The organism is Streptomyces lincolnensis, assembly GCF_021173675.1.
GTDB lineage: Bacteria > Actinomycetota > Actinomycetes > Streptomycetales > Streptomycetaceae > Streptomyces > Streptomyces lincolnensis_B.
On record NZ_JAIHON010000007.1, the window covers coordinates 383752 to 401247 of the forward strand.

At 74.0% G+C, this 17496-nt stretch carries 10 protein-coding genes and 2 pseudogenes; 6 read left to right on the top strand and 6 right to left on the bottom strand.

Annotation, left to right across the window (positions count from 1 at the left end; all coding sequences use genetic code 11):
* Positions 1-10: 10 nt before the first annotated feature.
* Positions 11-1636 (bottom strand): PucR family transcriptional regulator, encoded by a 1626-nt coding sequence (locus K4B79_RS22725; protein ID WP_232028705.1) that lies wholly within the window; start codon positions 1634-1636, stop codon positions 11-13.
* Positions 1637-1972: 336 nt separating this feature from the next.
* On the opposite strand from K4B79_RS22725, the gene K4B79_RS22730 reads away from it, so the two are divergent.
* From K4B79_RS22730 to trpC, 4 genes are all read left to right on the top strand, one after another.
* Positions 1973-3241, top strand: a complete 1269-nt coding sequence (locus K4B79_RS22730) for an aspartate aminotransferase family protein (protein ID WP_232028706.1) — start codon at positions 1973-1975, stop codon at positions 3239-3241.
* Positions 3238-6168, top strand: coding sequence for an FAD-binding and (Fe-S)-binding domain-containing protein (locus K4B79_RS22735; RefSeq protein WP_232028707.1), 2931 nt, complete (start codon positions 3238-3240; stop codon positions 6166-6168). The genes K4B79_RS22730 and K4B79_RS22735 overlap by 4 nt, the downstream gene beginning before the upstream one ends.
* Positions 6165-7604, top strand: a complete 1440-nt coding sequence (locus K4B79_RS22740) for an NAD-dependent succinate-semialdehyde dehydrogenase (RefSeq protein ID WP_232028708.1) — start codon at positions 6165-6167, stop codon at positions 7602-7604. Before K4B79_RS22735 ends, K4B79_RS22740 begins: the two co-directional genes overlap by 4 nt.
* 146 nt (positions 7605-7750) lie before the next feature.
* Positions 7751-8536 (top strand): indole-3-glycerol phosphate synthase TrpC, encoded by a 786-nt coding sequence (gene trpC / locus K4B79_RS22745; RefSeq protein WP_232028709.1) that lies wholly within the window; start codon positions 7751-7753, stop codon positions 8534-8536.
* Between the two features lie 111 nt (positions 8537-8647).
* Here trpC and K4B79_RS22750 read toward each other — a convergent pair.
* Together K4B79_RS22750 and K4B79_RS22755 are read right to left on the bottom strand one after the other, a co-directional pair.
* Positions 8648-8944 (bottom strand): annotated as a pseudogene (locus tag K4B79_RS22750) (ATP-binding protein); the annotation flags it as partial.
* 59 nt (positions 8945-9003) lie between these two features.
* Complete coding sequence (locus K4B79_RS22755; RefSeq protein ID WP_232028710.1) at positions 9004-9810, bottom strand: NPP1 family protein; 807 nt, start codon at positions 9808-9810, stop codon at positions 9004-9006.
* Positions 9811-10190: 380 nt separating this feature from the next.
* Here K4B79_RS22755 and K4B79_RS22760 point away from each other — a divergent pair.
* A pseudogene (locus tag K4B79_RS22760) lies at positions 10191-13517 on the top strand (nSTAND1 domain-containing NTPase); the annotation flags it as partial.
* Between the two features lie 233 nt (positions 13518-13750).
* On the opposite strand, the gene K4B79_RS22765 reads toward K4B79_RS22760, so the two are convergent.
* Positions 13751-14512, bottom strand: a complete 762-nt coding sequence (locus tag K4B79_RS22765) for a haloacid dehalogenase type II (RefSeq protein ID WP_232028711.1) — start codon at positions 14510-14512, stop codon at positions 13751-13753.
* A 147-nt stretch (positions 14513-14659) separates the two neighbouring features.
* Between K4B79_RS22765 and K4B79_RS22770 the strand changes: the two genes are divergently transcribed.
* Entirely contained in the window at positions 14660-15232 is a 573-nt protein-coding gene (locus tag K4B79_RS22770; RefSeq protein WP_232028712.1) for a MarR family winged helix-turn-helix transcriptional regulator, read from the top strand.
* A 21-nt stretch (positions 15233-15253) separates the two neighbouring features.
* Here K4B79_RS22770 and K4B79_RS22775 read toward each other — a convergent pair whose 3' ends face one another.
* Together K4B79_RS22775 and K4B79_RS22780 are read right to left on the bottom strand one after the other, a co-directional pair.
* A complete protein-coding gene (locus tag K4B79_RS22775) occupies positions 15254-15967 on the bottom strand; it encodes a gamma-glutamyl-gamma-aminobutyrate hydrolase family protein (RefSeq protein WP_232028713.1) in 714 nt (237 codons plus the stop codon).
* Complete coding sequence (locus K4B79_RS22780; RefSeq protein WP_232028714.1) at positions 15964-17454, bottom strand: aldehyde dehydrogenase; 1491 nt, start codon at positions 17452-17454, stop codon at positions 15964-15966. Before K4B79_RS22780 ends, K4B79_RS22775 begins: the two co-directional genes overlap by 4 nt.
* Positions 17455-17496: the final 42 nt, after the last annotated feature.

Consider the following 17496-nt stretch of genomic DNA (forward strand, 5'->3'; position numbering starts at 1 on the left):
GCGTGCCGCGTCAGTGGCCTCGCAGGGTGTCGAGTGCCGTGAGGGCGACGTGCAGTTCGGTGCGCTGCGCGCCGGACTCCAGGTCGCGGTCCAGGAGGCGCTCGACGACGCGCAGACGTTGGTACATGGTTTCGCGGGAGAGGCCGCCCCGGCGTGCGGCGGTGGTCTTGTTGCCGGCCGCGTCGAGGTAGTGGCGCAGGGTCGTCAGCAGGTCGGTGCCGTGCTGGGTGTCGTGATCGATGAGTCGCCCGAGCTGTTGTTCGGCGTACTCCTGGATCCGGGTGTCCTCGCGCAGGGCGTAGAGCAGGCGGGGCAGGCCGATGTCGGACAGTTCGTGGAAGGAGCGGTCCGCGGGGCGGGGCTGGCCGGGCGGGGTGGCCTCGGCGACGCGGGCCGCCTCGCGGAACGAACGGGCGGTGTCGGCGAGATCCGTGACCTCGCAACCGACCGTCACCACCGCCCGCGGGTCCAGGCCCAGCGCGAGGCCGCACAGCCGCTCGACGACGGGACGCCAGGGCTGGGAGGGGCGCAGGGCCAGCAGGACGCCCAGGCGGCCGGGGGCCAGCTCGCCGACGAGGGCCGACACGCCTGCCGTGCGGAGTTCCTGGAACAGGCGGACCTCGGGCTCGGTTCCCTCTCCCGCCGTGCGCAGTTCGACCAGGGCCGCGACGAACCGGTCTCGGTCGGCGGGCAGGCCCAGCGCGGTGCAGCGGGCGCGCGCGTCCTCGGCGGAGCGGTGGCGCTGTTCGACCAGGTCGCGCAGGGCGCTCCGGTGGGCCGTGCGTTCCCAGGGGGTGGGATGGATGAGGCGGGCGACGGTCAGGGCCATCGCGGTCCTCTCCAGCACGGTGACGTCCTCCGGCCCCGGGGCGGGATCGTCGGCGCGGGCCGGGAGCATGACCACACGGCCCCAGCGCTCGCCCTGGTATTCCACGGGTGCGGTGAGCCACTCCGCCGGGCCGCGTGCGGTCGTGCGGCCGTTGGCGCCGGTGGCCCGGGAGCGCTCCTCCCAGTCGGTGAGCGCCTCCTCCACCGTGCTCCCGGAGGGTTCGCAGATGAGGGCCTGGTGCACCAGGTTCTCCAGGACCACCGTGCGCCCGCACATCTCCGCCGCCGCGCGCACCACGTCCTCGGGGCCGGCACCGCGCAGGGTCAGGGCGGTGAACGCCTCGTGGACGCGCTGGGTGCGCCGCATCGCCTCCGCCTGGTTGCCGAGCAGGAGGGCGTGCACGACCTGGGTGACCTCCAGGAAGTTGACGTCCTTGGCGAGGGTGACGAGGGGCAGCCCGCGCAGGCGGCAGGCGTCCACGAGGGTGTCCGGCGGGCGGTGGTAGCGGCGGACGAGTTCGATGACCAGCGCCGCGGCCCCGACGTCGGCGAGTTCGTCGACGTACCGGCGCACGCCGGCCCCGTCCTGCGGGAGCGGCATTCCGGTGGTCAGGACGAGTTCGCCGCCCTTGAGGAAGGAGGCGGGGTCGGTCAGTTCGGTGATGTGGACCCACCGGACCGGCCGGTCCAGCTGGGGCACGCCGGTGACGACCTGGGGCTGTCCTTTGGCCAGGACGGGCAGTGCCAGGACGTCGGCGACGCTGAGTGCGCGGGTGGGCGCATGGCAGGGCGGACGGTCGTCGTTCACAGTGTCTCCATGGGATCCCCTGATCGGGCACGGCACCTGCCCGGGAGTGCCCGGCCACTGTGACAAGCGTCGCTGACCTGCGCAAGAGCGGTCCCGGAGCGGTCGGCGCCCGCCGGGGCCCTCGATCGGGCTGACACATCGTCCGGATGTCGTGGCCCGGCTGGACAGATCGCACCTTGGCGCAGCACCGGTCCGCGGAGATGCTCGGTAGACCGCAACTGACCACCGCAGCAGGCCACCGCAGCAGGCCACCGCGGCAGGCCACCGCGGCAGGCCACCGCGGCAGACCACCGCGGCAGACCACCGCGCAGACCGCACCGAGGCCGGGAGACGAACATGACCGCACTGTCGCCGCACCTTCGCCAGGCCACCCCCGTGGTCGCGGCCCGGGGCGAGGGCGTCCACCTCTTCGACCAGGACGGCCGCCGCTACCTCGACTTCACCGCCGGCATCGGTGTCACCAGCACGGGCCACTGCCACCCCAAGGTCGTGGCCGCGGCGCAGGAGCAGGTGGGCACGCTGATCCACGGCCAGTACACGACCGTGATGCACCAGCCGCTGCGACGGCTGGTCGAGAAGCTGGGCGAGGTGCTGCCGGCCGGCCTGGACAGCCTGTTCTTCACCAACTCCGGCAGCGAGGCGGTCGAGGCGGCACTGCGGCTGGCCCGCCAGGCCACCGGCCGTCCGAACGTCATCGTGTGTCACGGCGGCTTCCACGGCCGTACGGTCGCCGCCGCCGCCATGACCACCTCCGGCACCCGCTTCCGCTCCGGGTTCTCGCCGCTGATGAGCGGAGTCGTCGTCACCCCGTTCCCCTCGGCCTACCGGTACGGCTGGGACGAGGAGACCGCCACCCGCTTCGCCCTGCAGGAACTCGACTACACGCTCCAGACGATCTCCTCGCCCGCCGACACGGCCGCGATCATCGTCGAGCCGGTGCTCGGAGAAGGCGGCTACGTGCCCGCCACCCGGGCCTTCCTGGAAGGGCTGCGGGAGCGGGCGGACCGGCACGGGTTCCTCCTGATCCTGGACGAGGTGCAGACGGGCGTCGGCCGCACCGGCCGCTTCTGGGGTCACGACCACTTCGGTGTCACGCCCGACATCCTCGTCACCGCCAAGGGCCTGGCCAGCGGCTTCCCCCTCTCCGGCATCGCCGCCCCCGAGGAGCTGATGGCCAAGGCGTGGCCGGGCTCGCAGGGCGGCACGTACGGCGCCAACGCCGTCGCCTGCGCCGCGGCCTGCGCCACCCTCGACGTCGTACGCGAGGAGGGGCTCGTGGAGAACGCCGAGGCGATGGGCAAGCGGCTGCGCCAGGGACTGGAGGCGGTGGCCGACCGGACGCCCGGCATCGGCGACGTGCGCGGCCTCGGGCTGATGCTGGCCACCGAGTTCGTCACCGAGGACGGCGGCCCCGACCCCGAGACCGCGGCCCGCGTGCAGCGCGCCGCCGTCGACGAGGGCCTGCTCCTGCTGCTGTGCGGCGCCTGGAACCAGGTCGTCCGCATGATCCCGGCCCTCGTGATCGACGAGACGGCCGTGGACGAGGGCCTCCAGGCGTGGGCGACCGCGGTCGAGGCCGGCACCGCGGGAGCGGCGCGGCGATGACCGACGCCACCACGGCCCTGGAGCCGCTGGTCGCGCGGCTCGCCGAGACCGCTCCTGGCCTGCGGGTGGAGACCGGCCCCGGCTCCACGGGTCTCTACGCCTACGACGCCTCCAACTACCGGGTCCCGCCGAGGGCCGTGGTCTTCCCCCGCGGCGCCGACGACGTCGTCGCGGTGCTGCGGGCCTGCCGCGAGGCACAGGTTCCGGTCACCGCGCGCGGTGGCGGCACGAGCATGGCGGGCAACGCCGTGGGACCCGGCGTCGTCCTGGACTTCTCCCGGTACATGAACCGGATCCTCGCCCTCGACCCGGTGGCCCGCACCGCACGGGTCGAGGCCGGCGTGGTCCTGGACGCGCTGGGGTCCGCGACCGCCCCGCACGGGCTCATCTTCGGACCCGACCCCTCCTCGCACAGCCGCTGCACCCTCGGCGGCATGATCGGCAACGACGCGTGCGGCAACCGGTCCGTGCGGCACGGGCGCACCGGCGGGCACATCGAGGCGCTGGAGATCGTGACGGCCGACGGCGTGCGGGCCGTCGCCGACCGTACGGGGCTGCACCCGGTGGACGCCGCCGACGCGGAGCGCGTCGCCCGTCTCGAAGCGGACGTGCGGGCTCTGGTCGGCGACAACCTGGCGCCGATCCGCACCGAACTGGGCCGCGTGCCGCGCCAGGTCTCCGGCTACCAGCTCCAGCACCTGCTGCCCGAGCACGGCTTCGACATGGCCCGCGCTCTGGTGGGCACCGAGGGCACCTGCGCGGTCGTCACCGCGGCGACGGTCCGCCTGGTGGCGACCGCACAGGCGTCCACCCTCCTCGCCCTCGGCTACGACGACGTGGTCGACGCCGCCGAGGACGTCCCCGAGATCCTGCGGTGGAACCCCACCGCCGTGGAGGGCATGGACGAGGCGATCGTCGCCACCATGCGGGCCCGGCGCGGTCCCGACTCCGTCACCGGCCTCCCCGAGGGGCGGGCCTGGCTGTACGTCGAGCTCGACGGCGACGACCAGGCGGCCGTCGACGCCCGCGCCGCCGCACTGCTGGACGTCCTGGAGGCCCGCGGTCGGCTGACCGGCGGGCGGGTCGTAGCCGGCCCGGCCGAGCGGCGTTCGCTGTGGCGGGTGCGGGAGGACGGCGCGGGACTCGCCGCCCGGCTGGTCGACGGCGGGGAGTCCTGGCCCGGCTGGGAGGACGCGGCCGTCGCGCCCGAGAACCTGGCCGCCTACCTGCGCGACTTCCGCAAGCTGCTCGCCTCGCACGGACTGACCGGCGTGCTGTACGGCCACTTCGGCGCGGGCTGCGTCCACGTGCGCATCGACTTCGACCTGGCCACGGACGCGGGGCGGGCCGCGACCCGCCGGTTCCTCGGGGAGGCCGCCGCCCTGGTGGTCGAGCACGGCGGAAGCCTGTCCGGCGAACACGGTGACGGGCGGGCCCGGGGCGAGCTCCTGGAGGTCATGTACAGCCACCGGATGATCCGCACCTTCGCCGCCTTCAAGCAGATCCTCGACCCCGAGGGGCTGCTCAACCCCGGCGTCATCGTGGACCCGGCCCGCCTCGACGCCGACCTGGCGCTGCACACACCCTCCGAGGTGCTGCCCGTCGAGACGCTGTTCTCCTTCCCGCACGACGAGGACGGCTTCGCGGGAGCGGTGCGCCGCTGCGTCGGGGTCGGCCGCTGCCGCAGTGACTCCGGCGGCGTGATGTGTCCCAGCTACCGGGCCACCGGGGAGGAGAACGCCTCCACCCGGGGCCGGGCCCGCCTGCTCCAGGAGCTGGTGCGGGGCGGCACCGTCCAGGACGGCTGGCGCTCCGAGGAGGTCCGGGACGCCCTCGACCTGTGCCTGTCCTGCAAGGCCTGCTCCAGCGACTGTCCGGTCGGCGTCGACATGGCCACGTACAAGGCGGAGTTCCTGCACCAGCACTACAAGGGCCGCGTCAGGCCCCGCTCCCACTACTCCCTGGGCTGGCTGCCCCTGACGTCCAGGATCGTCGGCCACCTGGCCCGGCCGGTGAACGCGCTGCTGCGCGGCCCCCTCGGGAAGCTGCTCGCGCGACTGGGCGGCGTGACGACCGAGCGCCGGATCCCCGCCTTCGCCTCCCGGCGGGCGCTGCGCCGGGCCCTGCGCACGGCACGGACCGGCGAACCGGCGCGGGCGCTGCTGTTCGTGGACAGCTTCACCCGGGCCTTCCGCCCCGAGGTGGCCGGAGCGGCGGGCCGCGTCCTCGCCGACGCCGGCATTCCCTGCACGGCGGAGGACGGCCTGTGCTGCGGCCTGACCTGGGTGAGCACCGGACAGCTGTCCCTCGCACGCCGCGTCATGGCCCGCACGGTCGCCCGCCTGGACAACGGCGACACCGGCGACGACCGGCCCATCGTCGTGGCCGAACCGAGCTGCGCCGCCGCCCTCAAGCGTGATGTGCCCGAACTCCTCGGCACCGACGCCGCCCGGCGCGTCGCGGCCCGCGTCCACACCCTCACCGGCGCCCTGACCGACCTCGCCGCACCCGGCTGGCGCCCGCCCGCGCTGCCGGACGGCATCGTCCTGCAGACCCACTGCCACGAGTACGCGACCTTCACGAGCCGCCACCCCCGGGACCTGCTCACCCGCCTCGGCGTCCGCACGGTCGACGAGGCCGAGGGCTGCTGCGGACTCGCCGGCAACTTCGGTTTCGAGGAACAGCACTACGCCACCTCGATGGCGGTCGCCGACCTGGCCCTGAAGCCCCGCCTCGACGGCATCGCCCAGGACACCCCGACCGTCGTCGTGGCCGACGGCTTCAGCTGCGCCACCCAGATCGACCACCTCGCCGGTGACCGGGGCGTCCGGGCCCTGCACCTCGCGGAACTGCTCGACCCCGCCGCCGACCACTCCGATCGCCCCGACCGCTCCGATCGCCCCGATCAACCAGGAGAGACGTCATGACCGACACGCCCACGCAGTTGTTCATCGGCGGCGCCTGGGCGGACGCCGCGGACGGTGCCACCATGCCCGTCGACGACCCGGCCACCGGAGAGATCCTCTGCCACGTCGCCGACGCCGGCCCCAAGGACGCCAAGCTCGCCGAGGAAGTGGCCGTGCAGGCGCAGCAGGAGTGGGCCCGGACGGCGCCCCGGGCGCGCAGCGAGATCCTGCGCCGCGCCTACGAGATCGTCGTCCGGCGCACCGACGAACTCGCCCATCTGATGACGGCCGAGATGGGCAAGCCGCTGGCCGAGGCCAGGGGAGAGGTGGCGTACGCGGCCGAGTTCTTCCGCTGGTTCTCCGAGGAGGCCGTGCGCATCGACGGCGGTGCCGGCATCCTGCCCGACGGCCGCAACCGCATGCTGCTCTCGCGCCGTCCGGTCGGCCCCTGTCTGCTGATCACCCCGTGGAACTTCCCCCTGGCCATGGGCACCCGCAAGATCGGCCCGGCCATCGCGGCCGGCTGCACGATGGTGCTCAAGCCCGCCCCGCAGACCCCGCTGTCCAGCCTGGCCCTCGCCGGGATCCTGAAGGAGGCCGGGCTGCCGGACGGAGTGCTGAACGTCGTCACCACCTCCCGAGCGGGGGAGGTGTGCGAACCGCTCCTGCGCGGCGGGCGGATCCGCAAGCTGTCCTTCACCGGATCCACGGCCGTCGGGCAGCTGCTGCTGGCCCAGAGCGCGCAGGCGGTGGTCCGCACGTCGATGGAGCTGGGCGGCAACGCGCCGTTCATCGTCTTCGGCGACGCCGACCTGGACAAGGCGGTGGACGGGGCGATGGTCGCCAAGATGCGCAACATGGGCGAGGCGTGCACGGCCGCCAACCGCTTCTTCGTCCACCGCTCGGTGGCGGAGGAGTTCGGGCGGCGGCTGGCCGAGCGGATGGGCGCGCTCGTCGTCGGTCCGGGCACCCGGGACGGCGTCGACGTCGGCCCGCTGATCGACCGGACCGGGCGTGGCAAGGTCGAGGCGCTGGTCGCCGACGCGGTGGAGCGTGGCGCGCGGGTCCTGGTCGGCGGCCGTACGCCGGAGGGCCCGGGCTGCTTCTACCCGCCGACCGTGCTCGCCGACGTGGACCCCGGCAGCCGTCTGACGGGCACGGAGATCTTCGGCCCGGTGGCCGCGCTCCTCACCTTCGACGACGAGGACGAGGTGGTCCGCCGCGCCAACGACACGCCCTGGGGCCTGGTCGGTTATGTCTTCACCGAGGGCCTCGACCGGGCCCTGCGGGTGAGCGAGCGGCTGGAGGTGGGCATGGTCGGGCTGAACACCGGCCTGGTCTCCAACCCGGCCGCTCCCTTCGGTGGCGTCAAGCAGTCGGGGCTCGGCCGCGAGGGCGGCCGGGTCGGCATCGACGAGTTCCTGGAGTACCAGTACCTCGCGGTGCCCGTGCGGTGACGAGGACCATGCCCTGACTCCCCGCCGTCGCGGGCCGGCGCCCTGTCATGGTCCGAGCCTCCACGAGAAGTTCACCTCGCTCCTGGCCATATCGGCCGTCCGCGCGCCATGATCGATCCGAAAGACGATGCGACAAGGAGCGGGCAATGAGCGTTCTCGACGGGATCCTCGCGGGTGTGCGCGAGGACCTGGAACAACGAAAGAGTGCGACGCCGTTGGCGGAGCTGCGCTCCCGGGTGGCGGACGTCGCACCCGCGCTCGACCCCCTGCCCGCCTTCCGCGCGCCCGGGGTGTCCATCATCGCCGAGGTGAAGCGCAAGAGCCCCAGCAAGGGCGCGCTGGCGGACATCCCGGACCCCGCGTCCCTCGCGGCCCAGTACGCGGCCGGCGGCGCCGCCGCGATCAGCGTGCTCACCGAGGGCAGGCGGTTCGGCGGTTCCCTCGCCGATCTGGACGCGGTGCGTGCCCGGGTGGACGTGCCCGTCCTGCGCAAGGACTTCATCGTCGACCCCTACCAGCTGTGGGAGGCCCGCGCGCACGGCGCCGATCTCGCGCTGCTCATGGTCGTGTCGCTGGACGACGGCCTGCTCACCGAACTGATGGGGCTGTGCCAGGAGTTGGGTCTCACGCCGCTCGTGGAGGCGCACACGGCCGAAGAGGTACGGCGCGCGGTCGCCGCCGGGGCCGGGCTCCTCGGAATCAACGCACGGGACCTCACCACCCTGGACGTCGACCGCACGGTGTTCGCCGACCTCGTGACGGGCATCCCCGAAGGCACGGTCAAGGTCGCCGAATCGGGAGTGACGGGCCCCAAGGACGTGGCGGAGTACCGCGGTTGGGGAGCCGACGTGGTGCTGGTCGGTGAGGCACTGGTCCGCTCCGGGGACCCGCGCGGCGCGGTGGGCGAGTTCATCGAGGCCGCCGGAGTGTGACGGCGCACGGCTCGGCCCGTGCGCCTTCACCGCGTGCGCCTTCACCGCGTGCGCCTTCACCGCGTGCCCCTCACCGCGTGCCCCTTCACCGTGTGCCCGCCGGGCGAGAACTCAGAGGGGATCGGCCTCGGGCAGCGTCTGCGCGCACCAGATCGTCTTGCCCTCGGTGGTGTGCCGGGTCCCCCACCCCTGGGTGAGCTGGGCGACGAGCAGCAGGCCCCGCCCGCCCTCGTCGAAGGCGCGGGCCCGGCGCAGGTGCGGGGCGGTGTTGCTGGCGTCGGAGACCTCGCAGATCAGGGAGGTGTCGCGGATCAGCCGTAGCCTGATCGGGGGCTCGCCGTAGCGGATGGCGTTGGTGGCCAGCTCGCTGACCACCAGTTCGGTGACGAAGGACGCCTCCTCCAGGCCTCACGCGTCCACCATGACCGCCGCCGGGGGAGTGGCGGCGGTCATGGCGTGCGTGCGGGTCAGCCGCTGCCGCGGGGGTCGAAGGGGATGCCGGAGGGCTTGGCGCGCTCCAGCTCGACCTCGAACCTGCCGTCCTTGAGGGGGAAGTTGGCATTGCCCCACGAGGCGCCGTTCAGCTTGGCCTGGAGGTCGAGGTTGTCCTTGCCGCGCGGGAAGCTGTTCCAGCTGACCAGGGCCGGCTGGTCCCAGCCGCCGTCGCCCCAGGCCTCCGGGCGCTCGCCGTCCTTGGCGAAGCGCATGGAGTGGGTGCCGGCGCCCTCCTTGTGGTAGACGCACTTGACGCGGGCCCCGTCCCTGGGGACCGAGGTGAAGGCCCTGGTCGTGTACTGGCCGTGCGCGGAGACGGAGACGTGGGAGGGCTGGGGGTCGCCCTGGCGCACCCAGGCGGCGCAGGCCTCCCAGTCGTGGCGGTGGCCGCCGACGACATTGCCGGGCGCGTTCTGGTCCTTCTCGAAGTAGAGCGTGTAGATGATCCCGCACCAGCCGTTGTTGCACTTGACGCGGGAATAGGTGTTGGCCTTGCCGAGGTGGTCGGTCCGGCATCCCCCGGTCACCGAACCGGTGTCCTGAAGGCCGCCGTTGAGGTTGCCGTTCCAGTCGATGGCGGTCGCCGGGAAGCAACTGTCGCTGTCGTAGTCGAAGTAGGGCCGGAACGTCTTCTGGAACGACGTGGTGCTCTCGCCCAGCGGTGTCAGGACGCCGGCCGACGCACTGGTGGGAAGGGCGACGACGAGGGCGCCCGCGCTGAGCGCGACGAGCGCGGACCTGCCGAGACGGGGAGTCCTGCGCGTCGGATTCAGGGGCATGGGGGGTGCTCCGATGGCTCGGTGTGCCGGACGGTCCGGCGTGGCACTTCCGAGGCTGGACAGGCCGGAGTTGAAAGGCACGTCCTACGATCGGAGCGTTCAACTCGCGCGAGCCGGTGCAGTTGTGCGGCGGCACGTCATGCCACGGCCATCAACGCCACATCTCGTGCGGAAAGGGTTTCCACAGCTCGACCCGGCCTCGTGCCGGCCGAACCGCACCTTGTCCTCCTGTACGGCATGTACGGCACGAATGCGCGGAAGTGGGTGGGAGCGTGGGGCGTCCGGAACGGCCCCTGGATCCGGAGGCGGGACCCGTGCAGCGGTTCGCCCACGATCTTCGGGAGCTGCGGAGGACCGTGGGCACTCCGGCATACCGGCTCATGGCCGAGTCGGCGGGGTTCTCCGCCACCACCCTGTCCGAGGCCGCGCGGGGCGAGCGGCTGCCGTCCCTGGCGGTGGTCCAGGGATATGCGCGGGCGTGCGGCGCCGATCCGGCGGAGTGGGAACGGCGCTGGAAGGAGGCCGAGTCCGAGGGCGCGACGCGGGCGGATCCCGAGGACGCCGTGCCGCCGTACCGAGGGCTGGCCCGGTTCGAGCGGGACGACCACGCGCTGTTCTTCGGACGGGACCGGCTGACGGCGGAACTGCTGGAGTTGGTGCGCGGACACCGCTTCGCCGTGCTGCTCGGGGCGTCGGGCAGCGGCAAGTCCTCGCTGCTGCGGGCGGGGCTGCTCCCCCGGCTGCGGGAGGAGATCGCACGGCAGGACCGCCCGGCGGTGCTGCGGGTGTTCACCCCCGGGGCCCGGCCCGCCGCGACCTACCGGCAGCTGCTGGCACCGGCGCCGGGCGAGCCCGAGAGCTGGGTCGTGGTGGATCAGTTCGAGGAGGTCTTCACGCTGTGCCGCGGCCGGGCCGAGCGGGCCCGCTTCCTCGACCTGCTGCTGGCGGCCCGGGAGCCGGGCAGCCGGGTGCGCGTGCTCATCGCGGTACGGGCGGACTTCTACGCCCGCTGCGCCGAACACCGGGGCCTGGCGGCCGCGTTGTCCGGAGCGAGTCTGCTGGTCGGCCCGATGACGGCGGACGAACTGCGCGAGACGGTCGTCAGGCCCGCGCAGGCCGCCGGTCTGCTCGTCGAACGGGAGCTGACGGCGCGGATCGTCGAGGAGGTGCTCGGCGAGCCGGGCGGGCTGCCGATGCTGTCGCACGCGCTGCTGGAGACCTGGCGACGGCGCAAGGGACGCCTGCTGACGGTGGCCGCCTACGAGGCGGTGGGCGGCGTGCGCGGCGCGATCGCGGCCAGCGCGGAGGAGGCGTACGGCAGGCTGGACGCGGCGCAGGCCCGCGCGGCCCGGCAGTTGCTGCTGCGGATGGTGGAGCCGGGCCAGGACACCGTCGGCACCCGGCGCCCCCTCACCAGGGCCGAACTGGACGAGTGGGCGGACCCCGCGGTGCGTGCCGTGGTGGAACACCTGGCCGAGGCCCGGCTGCTCACCGTGGACGAGGACGGCGTCCAGCTCGCCCACGAGGCCCTGATCACCTCCTGGCCCCGGCTGCGCGGCTGGATCGAGGAGGACCGCGACCTGCTGCGCCACCGACGGCAGATCGCCGAGGCCGCGCGCGTCTGGCTGGACCACGACCGCGACCCCGGAGCGCTGTGGCGGGGCGCCCGACTGGCCGCGGCCCAGGAGCTCTTCGCGGACGACGCCGATCTGACGGCCCAGGAGCAGGCCTTCCTGCGGGAGGCGCTGGAGGTCCGGGAGGCGGAGCGCCGGGCCGCGGCCCACGCCACCCGCAGAGCACGGGTCCTCACCGTCGCCCTCTCCGGCGTCCTGGCCGTGGCGTCGGTGGTGGGCCTGGTCGCCTGGCAGCAGCACACCGACAACCGACGGCAGCGCACGGACACCGCCGCCCGCCGGGTCGCCGCGGTCGCCGACGCCATGCGGACGACCGATCCGCGGACCGCCCAACTGCTCGGCGTCGCCGCCTGGCGGATCTCGCCGCTGCCCGAGTCGCGCCGGGCACTGCTCGGGGCACTGGCCCAGCCCGAACTGGACACGTTCACCGACCCCGCGGTGGGCGAGGGGCACCGCCGCTTTCTGGTCGACTCCGGCCGTACGCTGCTCAGCACCGACGGCCGGACCTGGCACCGCTGGGACGTGGCGGCCCACCGCGCCCTCGGATCGGGCCGGCTGCCGCAGGGCGAGGCGGTCGCCGCGGGACCGGACGCCCGCGTGCTCGCCCTGGCCGGGGGAGCGGGCATCAGGCTGTGGGACAGGGCCGACGGCCGCTGGAAGGGAGCCGCTCACCCGGGTGCGTCGGGCGTGACGGTCACCGGAGGGGGCGGCTATCTGCTGTACGGCGCGGGCGAGGACCGGGTGCGGGTCGCCTCCGCCGTGGACGGCACGCCGCTCTTCGAGACCCGCTCCAGCGGCCCGGCGAGTGTGACGGCGAGCGCGGACGGCCGGCTGGTGGCCGTCTGTCCCTCCGGCGACGCGCCACAGGTCTGGGACACCGCACGACGGCGTACCCTGCCCGGCCCCTGGGAGCGGTCCGGCGACTGCCGCACCCTCGTCCTCGGGGACGACCGGCTCGCGCTCCTGTCGTCGGACGGCGTACGGATCTGGCGGACCTCGACCGGGGACGAACTCGCCGAAGTCGGCCACCCCGGCGCCCGGTACGCCGCCTTCGGCCGGGCCGAGGACGGAGCCTTCCTGGCCACCGCCGACGGCAGGGAGATCCGGGTCTGGCGGCTGTCGGCCCCCGGGAACCCGGTCCTCCGGCACTCCCTGAACAACCGGCAGCTGCGCGGCGGTCTCGCCTGGGACCCGCGCCGACCGGTCCTGCGCTACCTCGAAGGCAGCACCGTCCACTCCCTCGACCTCACCGGAGCGGTCACCTCCGCCTGGCGCGCACGCCCCCTGGACGGGGTCCTGCTCAGCCCGGACGGCCGTACGCTCGCCACCGCCCAGCGCTTCGGCACCACCTACCGCTTCCAGCTCCGCGACACCCGCCACGACCTGCCCCCGATCCCCCTGCCGCCGCCACCGCTCCCCGCTGCCCGCGCCCCCGAGCGGCCCGTCCCCGCGCACCGCACCCTGCCGGTGATGGCGTTCAGCCCCGACGGCACCGACTTCGCGTACGGCGTCTCGGCCCCCGGGCGACAGGCAGCGCCCCAGCACCTCTCCGTCTGGGACACGGAGCGCCTGCGCATCCGCTCCACGCTGGACCTCGCCACGTCCGGGTCCGCCGTCGTGGGACTGGCCCTCGGTCCCGGCGGCCGCGTCCTCTACACCGCCCGGCGGCTCGACAGCGGCGCGTTCGTCAACGAGGCGTGGGACATCGAGCGGCGCCGTCGCACGTCCGTCCTCACCGGTCTGGCCAGCGGCCACCTGGCCCTGCACCCCGAGGGCCGCCTCCTGGTCGGGGACAACCGGCTCGTCCGACCGCCCGGCCGGGCCGCCACGGCACGCGACCTCGTGCAGGGCGACCGGATCGGCGCCCTGGCCTTCGGCCCCGACGGCTCACGCCTGGCGGCCGGTGACCGGACCGGCCGGGTCGCCCTGTGGGACGGGGCGCTCGGCCACCGCGCCGGCGTGCTGCGGAACATCTTTCCCGCGCCGCTCGACACCACCCCGGAGGCCGTCAGCGCCCTCGCGGTCAGCCCGGACGGTCAGACGCTCGCCGTCGCCGGCACGGCGGGCACCCTGCAGCTCTGGGACACCGCCACCCACCAGCCCCTCGGCAGCCCGCTGCCCACCTCCGGCGAGGAACTGCGCACCCTCGCCTTCAGCCCGGACAGCGGGACCCTGTACGCGGGCAGTGCCCATGTCCCGCTCCAGCGGTACACCATCGAGCCGTCCTGGGCGGTCCTGCGGGTCTGCGCCCGAGCGGGCGCCGGACTCGACGAGGCGCAGTGGCGGACGTACGTACCGGACGCGCCCTACCGGCGGATCTGCGACCGGGCCGAACCCGCCCCCGAACCCGATCCCGACCCGGCGGCTTCGCCCCGCCGGCTCGCCGTCAGCGTGGTGACCAGGTCGTCCAGTGTGTCGAACCGCAGGTCGAAGGCGTCGGAGCCGGTCGGCGGATCCGCGGCCGGCCGGCGGACGTAGGCGGTCCGCATGCCCTGCGCCCGCGCCCCGCGCAGGTCCCAGGCATGGGCGGCCACCATGAGCACGCGTTCCGGTGGGCATCCGGCGGTGTCCACGGCGAGCCGGTAGACCTCCGGGGCGGGCTTGTAGGCCACGACGGCCTCGGCGGACAGGGCCTGGTGCCAGCGCAGCCCGGCGTGCGCGGCCAGCCGCAGCAGGGCGGTGCGGCCCGCGTTGGAGAGCCCGACGACGGGCAGCCGCCGCGCCAGCCGCTCCAGCGCGGCGCCGGAGTCGTCCCAGGCGGGCAGCCGCTGTCCCGCCGTGGCCAGCCGCGCGACGGTCGCCGGATCGGCGAGTCCGGCGTGGTCGGCCACCCGTTGTGCGGCCTCCGCGTCGAGGACCTCGGTGGTGACGTACGGGCGGGCTCCCCGCCCGATGCGTTCCTGCTCGTCCTCGATGTGGCGTTGCCACAGGGTGAGCAGCTCTTCGAGGTACGTGTCGTCGGCCGAGGGCACCGCCTCGCGGATCGCCGCGCGCAGCCCACCGGGTTCGTCGACCAGGGTGCCGAGGACGTCGAGGACGACGACCTCGATGTCAGGGGCCTCGGTCATGCGCACTCCCATTCGTCACCGGTCAAGGTGGTAACGTATGTCAGGTGGCCACGCGTCGCAAGCCTGTCGGCAAGGGGCATCCGTACAATTTGGGTGCGAACGACATCTGCGATCCGATGCGCCCCCAGGGCGCGAAGGAGTGTGCCCGTGCCCGGCCAACGATCCATCACGCAAGCCGAGAAGCTGGCGGAGGCCAAACTCGGCGGCATCCCCGTCCGCCACGAACAGATGGCCGTCGTCGCCAACATCTACCGCGCCGCCTCGGCGGTACGACAGCACCTGGAGAACTCCGTGCTGCGCGGCGCGGACCTGACCTGGACGGCGTTCGTCGTCCTGTGGGTGGTCTGGGTCTGGGGCGAGTCGGAGACCCGGCACGTGGCGGAGGAGGCGGGCATCTCCAAGGGCACCCTCACCGGCGTCTCACGGACCCTGGAGAAGCGCGGACTGATCAAGCGGGCCGGCCACCCCACCGACGGCAGGCTGGTCCTGCTCAGCCTGACCGAGGAGGGCGAGGAGCTGATGCGGCGCGTCTTCCCCGCCTTCAACGAGGAGGAGGCCTTCGTCACCGCACGGCTCGACGACGAGGACTGCCGTACCGTCGCCGACGGCCTGCGGCGCGTCGTCCTCCAGGTCGAGGAACACGGCGAGGAACGCCGTCTCACCCTCCTCGACGGAGCGCCCCCGGCACCGCGCCGCAGCGGACGGCGGGCCCAGGGCTGAGCCCGCGCCGCCGTGCCGGTGTCAGCGGCTGTTCCGGGCCGCAGTGACGAAGGCGTCGAACAGGCCCTGTTGGGCGGGATCCTCGTGGGCGGTGTCCTCCGGGTGCCACTGGACGGCGGTGAACCAGCCGGGGGCGGCGGGGAGTTCGAGACCCTCCACGGTGCCGTCGGCGGCGCGTGCGGTGACCGTGGCGCCGGGGGCGGCGCGGGACACGCGCTGGTGGTGGTAGCAGGACGCGTCCAACTTCTGCGCACCGGTGGCCTGTTCCAGCAGGGTGCCGGGACGGACGGCCACCGGGTGCACGAGGTGCCGGTGTTCGTGTGCGGGGCCGCCCATGTCCTGCTCCAGGGTGCCGCCGAGGGCGACGTTGACGACCTGGAGGCCGCGGCAGACCGCCAGGAGGGGCAGGCCCAGGTCCAGGGCGTGGCGTGCGACGTCGAGGTCGAAGGCGTCCTGGACCTCGTCCACGTCGTAGACGCTGTCGTGGGTGTCGGCGGCGCCGTAGCGGTGCGGGGCGAGGTCACCGCCGCCGGGCAGCAGGACGCCGTCGAAACGGGTGAGGCGGGAGGCGGCCCCGGAGGCCGCGGGATGGATGCTCGCCGGTTCGCCGCCCGCGCGCCAGACGGCCTCGACGAGGGCACGGGCGTTGACCTCGGCGGCGTACCGCAGCGCGGAGGTGGTGGCGGCGAAGCGGGCGGGGATCGCGATGAGCGGCCGTGGGGACGTCGTCGTCACAGCTGGATCCAGGTGGTCTTCAGTTCGGTGTACTTCTCCAGGGCGTGGGCGGACTTGTCGCGGCCGTTGCCCGACTGCTTCATGCCGCCGAAGGGGACGGTCAGGTCGCCCTCCTCGTAGCAGTTGACCCAGACGGTTCCTGCCTTGAGCGTGCGCGAGACCCGGTGGGCGGTGGACAGGTCGGAGGTCCACAGCCCGGCGGCGAGGCCGTACTCGGTGGCGTTGGCCAGTCGTACGGCCTCGTCGAGGTCGTCGAAGGTGAGCACGGACAGCACCGGGCCGAAGATCTCCTCGCGGGCCAGCCGCATCCCCGGGTCCACCCGGTCGAAGACGGTGGGGCGCAGGTAGCTGCCGCCGGACTCGGCCAGCGTGCGGCCGCCGCCGGCCCGCAGCCGGGCGCCTTCCTCCAGCCCGGTGCCGATGTGGCCGAGGACGCGCCCGAGATGGCTCTCGCCCACCAGCGCGCCCATCTCGGTGGCCGGGTCGAGCGGATCGCCGACCCGCAGCTCGCCCGCCCGGGCCACGATCGCCTCGGTGACGCGGTCGGCGACGGAGGAGTGCACGAGCAGCCGGGAGGGCGCGGTGCACATCTCGCCCTGGTTGAAGAAGATGCCCCAGGCTGCCGTGGCGGCGGCCTTCTCCAGGTCGGGGGCGTCGGGAAGGATGATGTTCGGTGATTTGCCGCCGAGTTCGAGCCAGACGCGCTTGAGGTTGGAGTCGGCGGCGTACCGCAGGAAGTGGCGTCCTACGGCGGTGGAGCCGGTGAAGGCCAGGACATCGACGTCGGGATGGAGGCCGAGCGCCCGGCCGGTCACCGGCCCGTCTCCGGTCACGACGTTGAGCACACCCGGCGGCAGCCCGGCCTCGGTGGCGATCCGGCCCAGCAGCAGGGCGGACAGCGGTGAGTTCTCCGAGGGCTTCAGGACGACCGTGCAGCCCGCGGCCAGGGCCGGCGCGACCTTCCAACTCGCCAGCGTCAGGGGGAAGTTCCACGGGACGACCGCGCCGACGACACCTGCCGGTTCCCGGGTGACCAGGGCGAGTGCGTCCGGGGAGGTGTGGGGCGACTCGTCGGTGAGTTTGCCGGCGAGCTGGCCGTACCAGCGGAAGGTGGTGATCGCGGCGCGCAGTTCGACGGCGTACGCGTCCGAGATCGGCTTGCCCATCTCCAGGCTGATGGTCAGGGCGAGGTCCTCCCGCCGCTCTTCGAGCAGTTCGGCGACGCGCAGCAGGATCCGGCCGCGGTCGGCGGGCGCGAGGCGGGGCCAGGGGCCGGAGTCGAAGGCGCGGCGTGCGGCGGCCACGGCCAGGTCGACCTCGGCCGGGCCGGCGTCGGCGACGTCGCGCAGCACCTGTCCGTCGCGGGGTGAGACGACCGCGAAGGCGGCGCCTCCGCCCGGCTCGTCCGTCCCGTCGATGTGGTGCTGGGTGGGCAGGGTCAGCTCCTTGGCACGACGCAGCAGGTCGTCGTGGGCGAGGGCCGGCATGGGCGCTCCTACGGGGTTCGCGGGGTGAGGGGGAGGACCGGG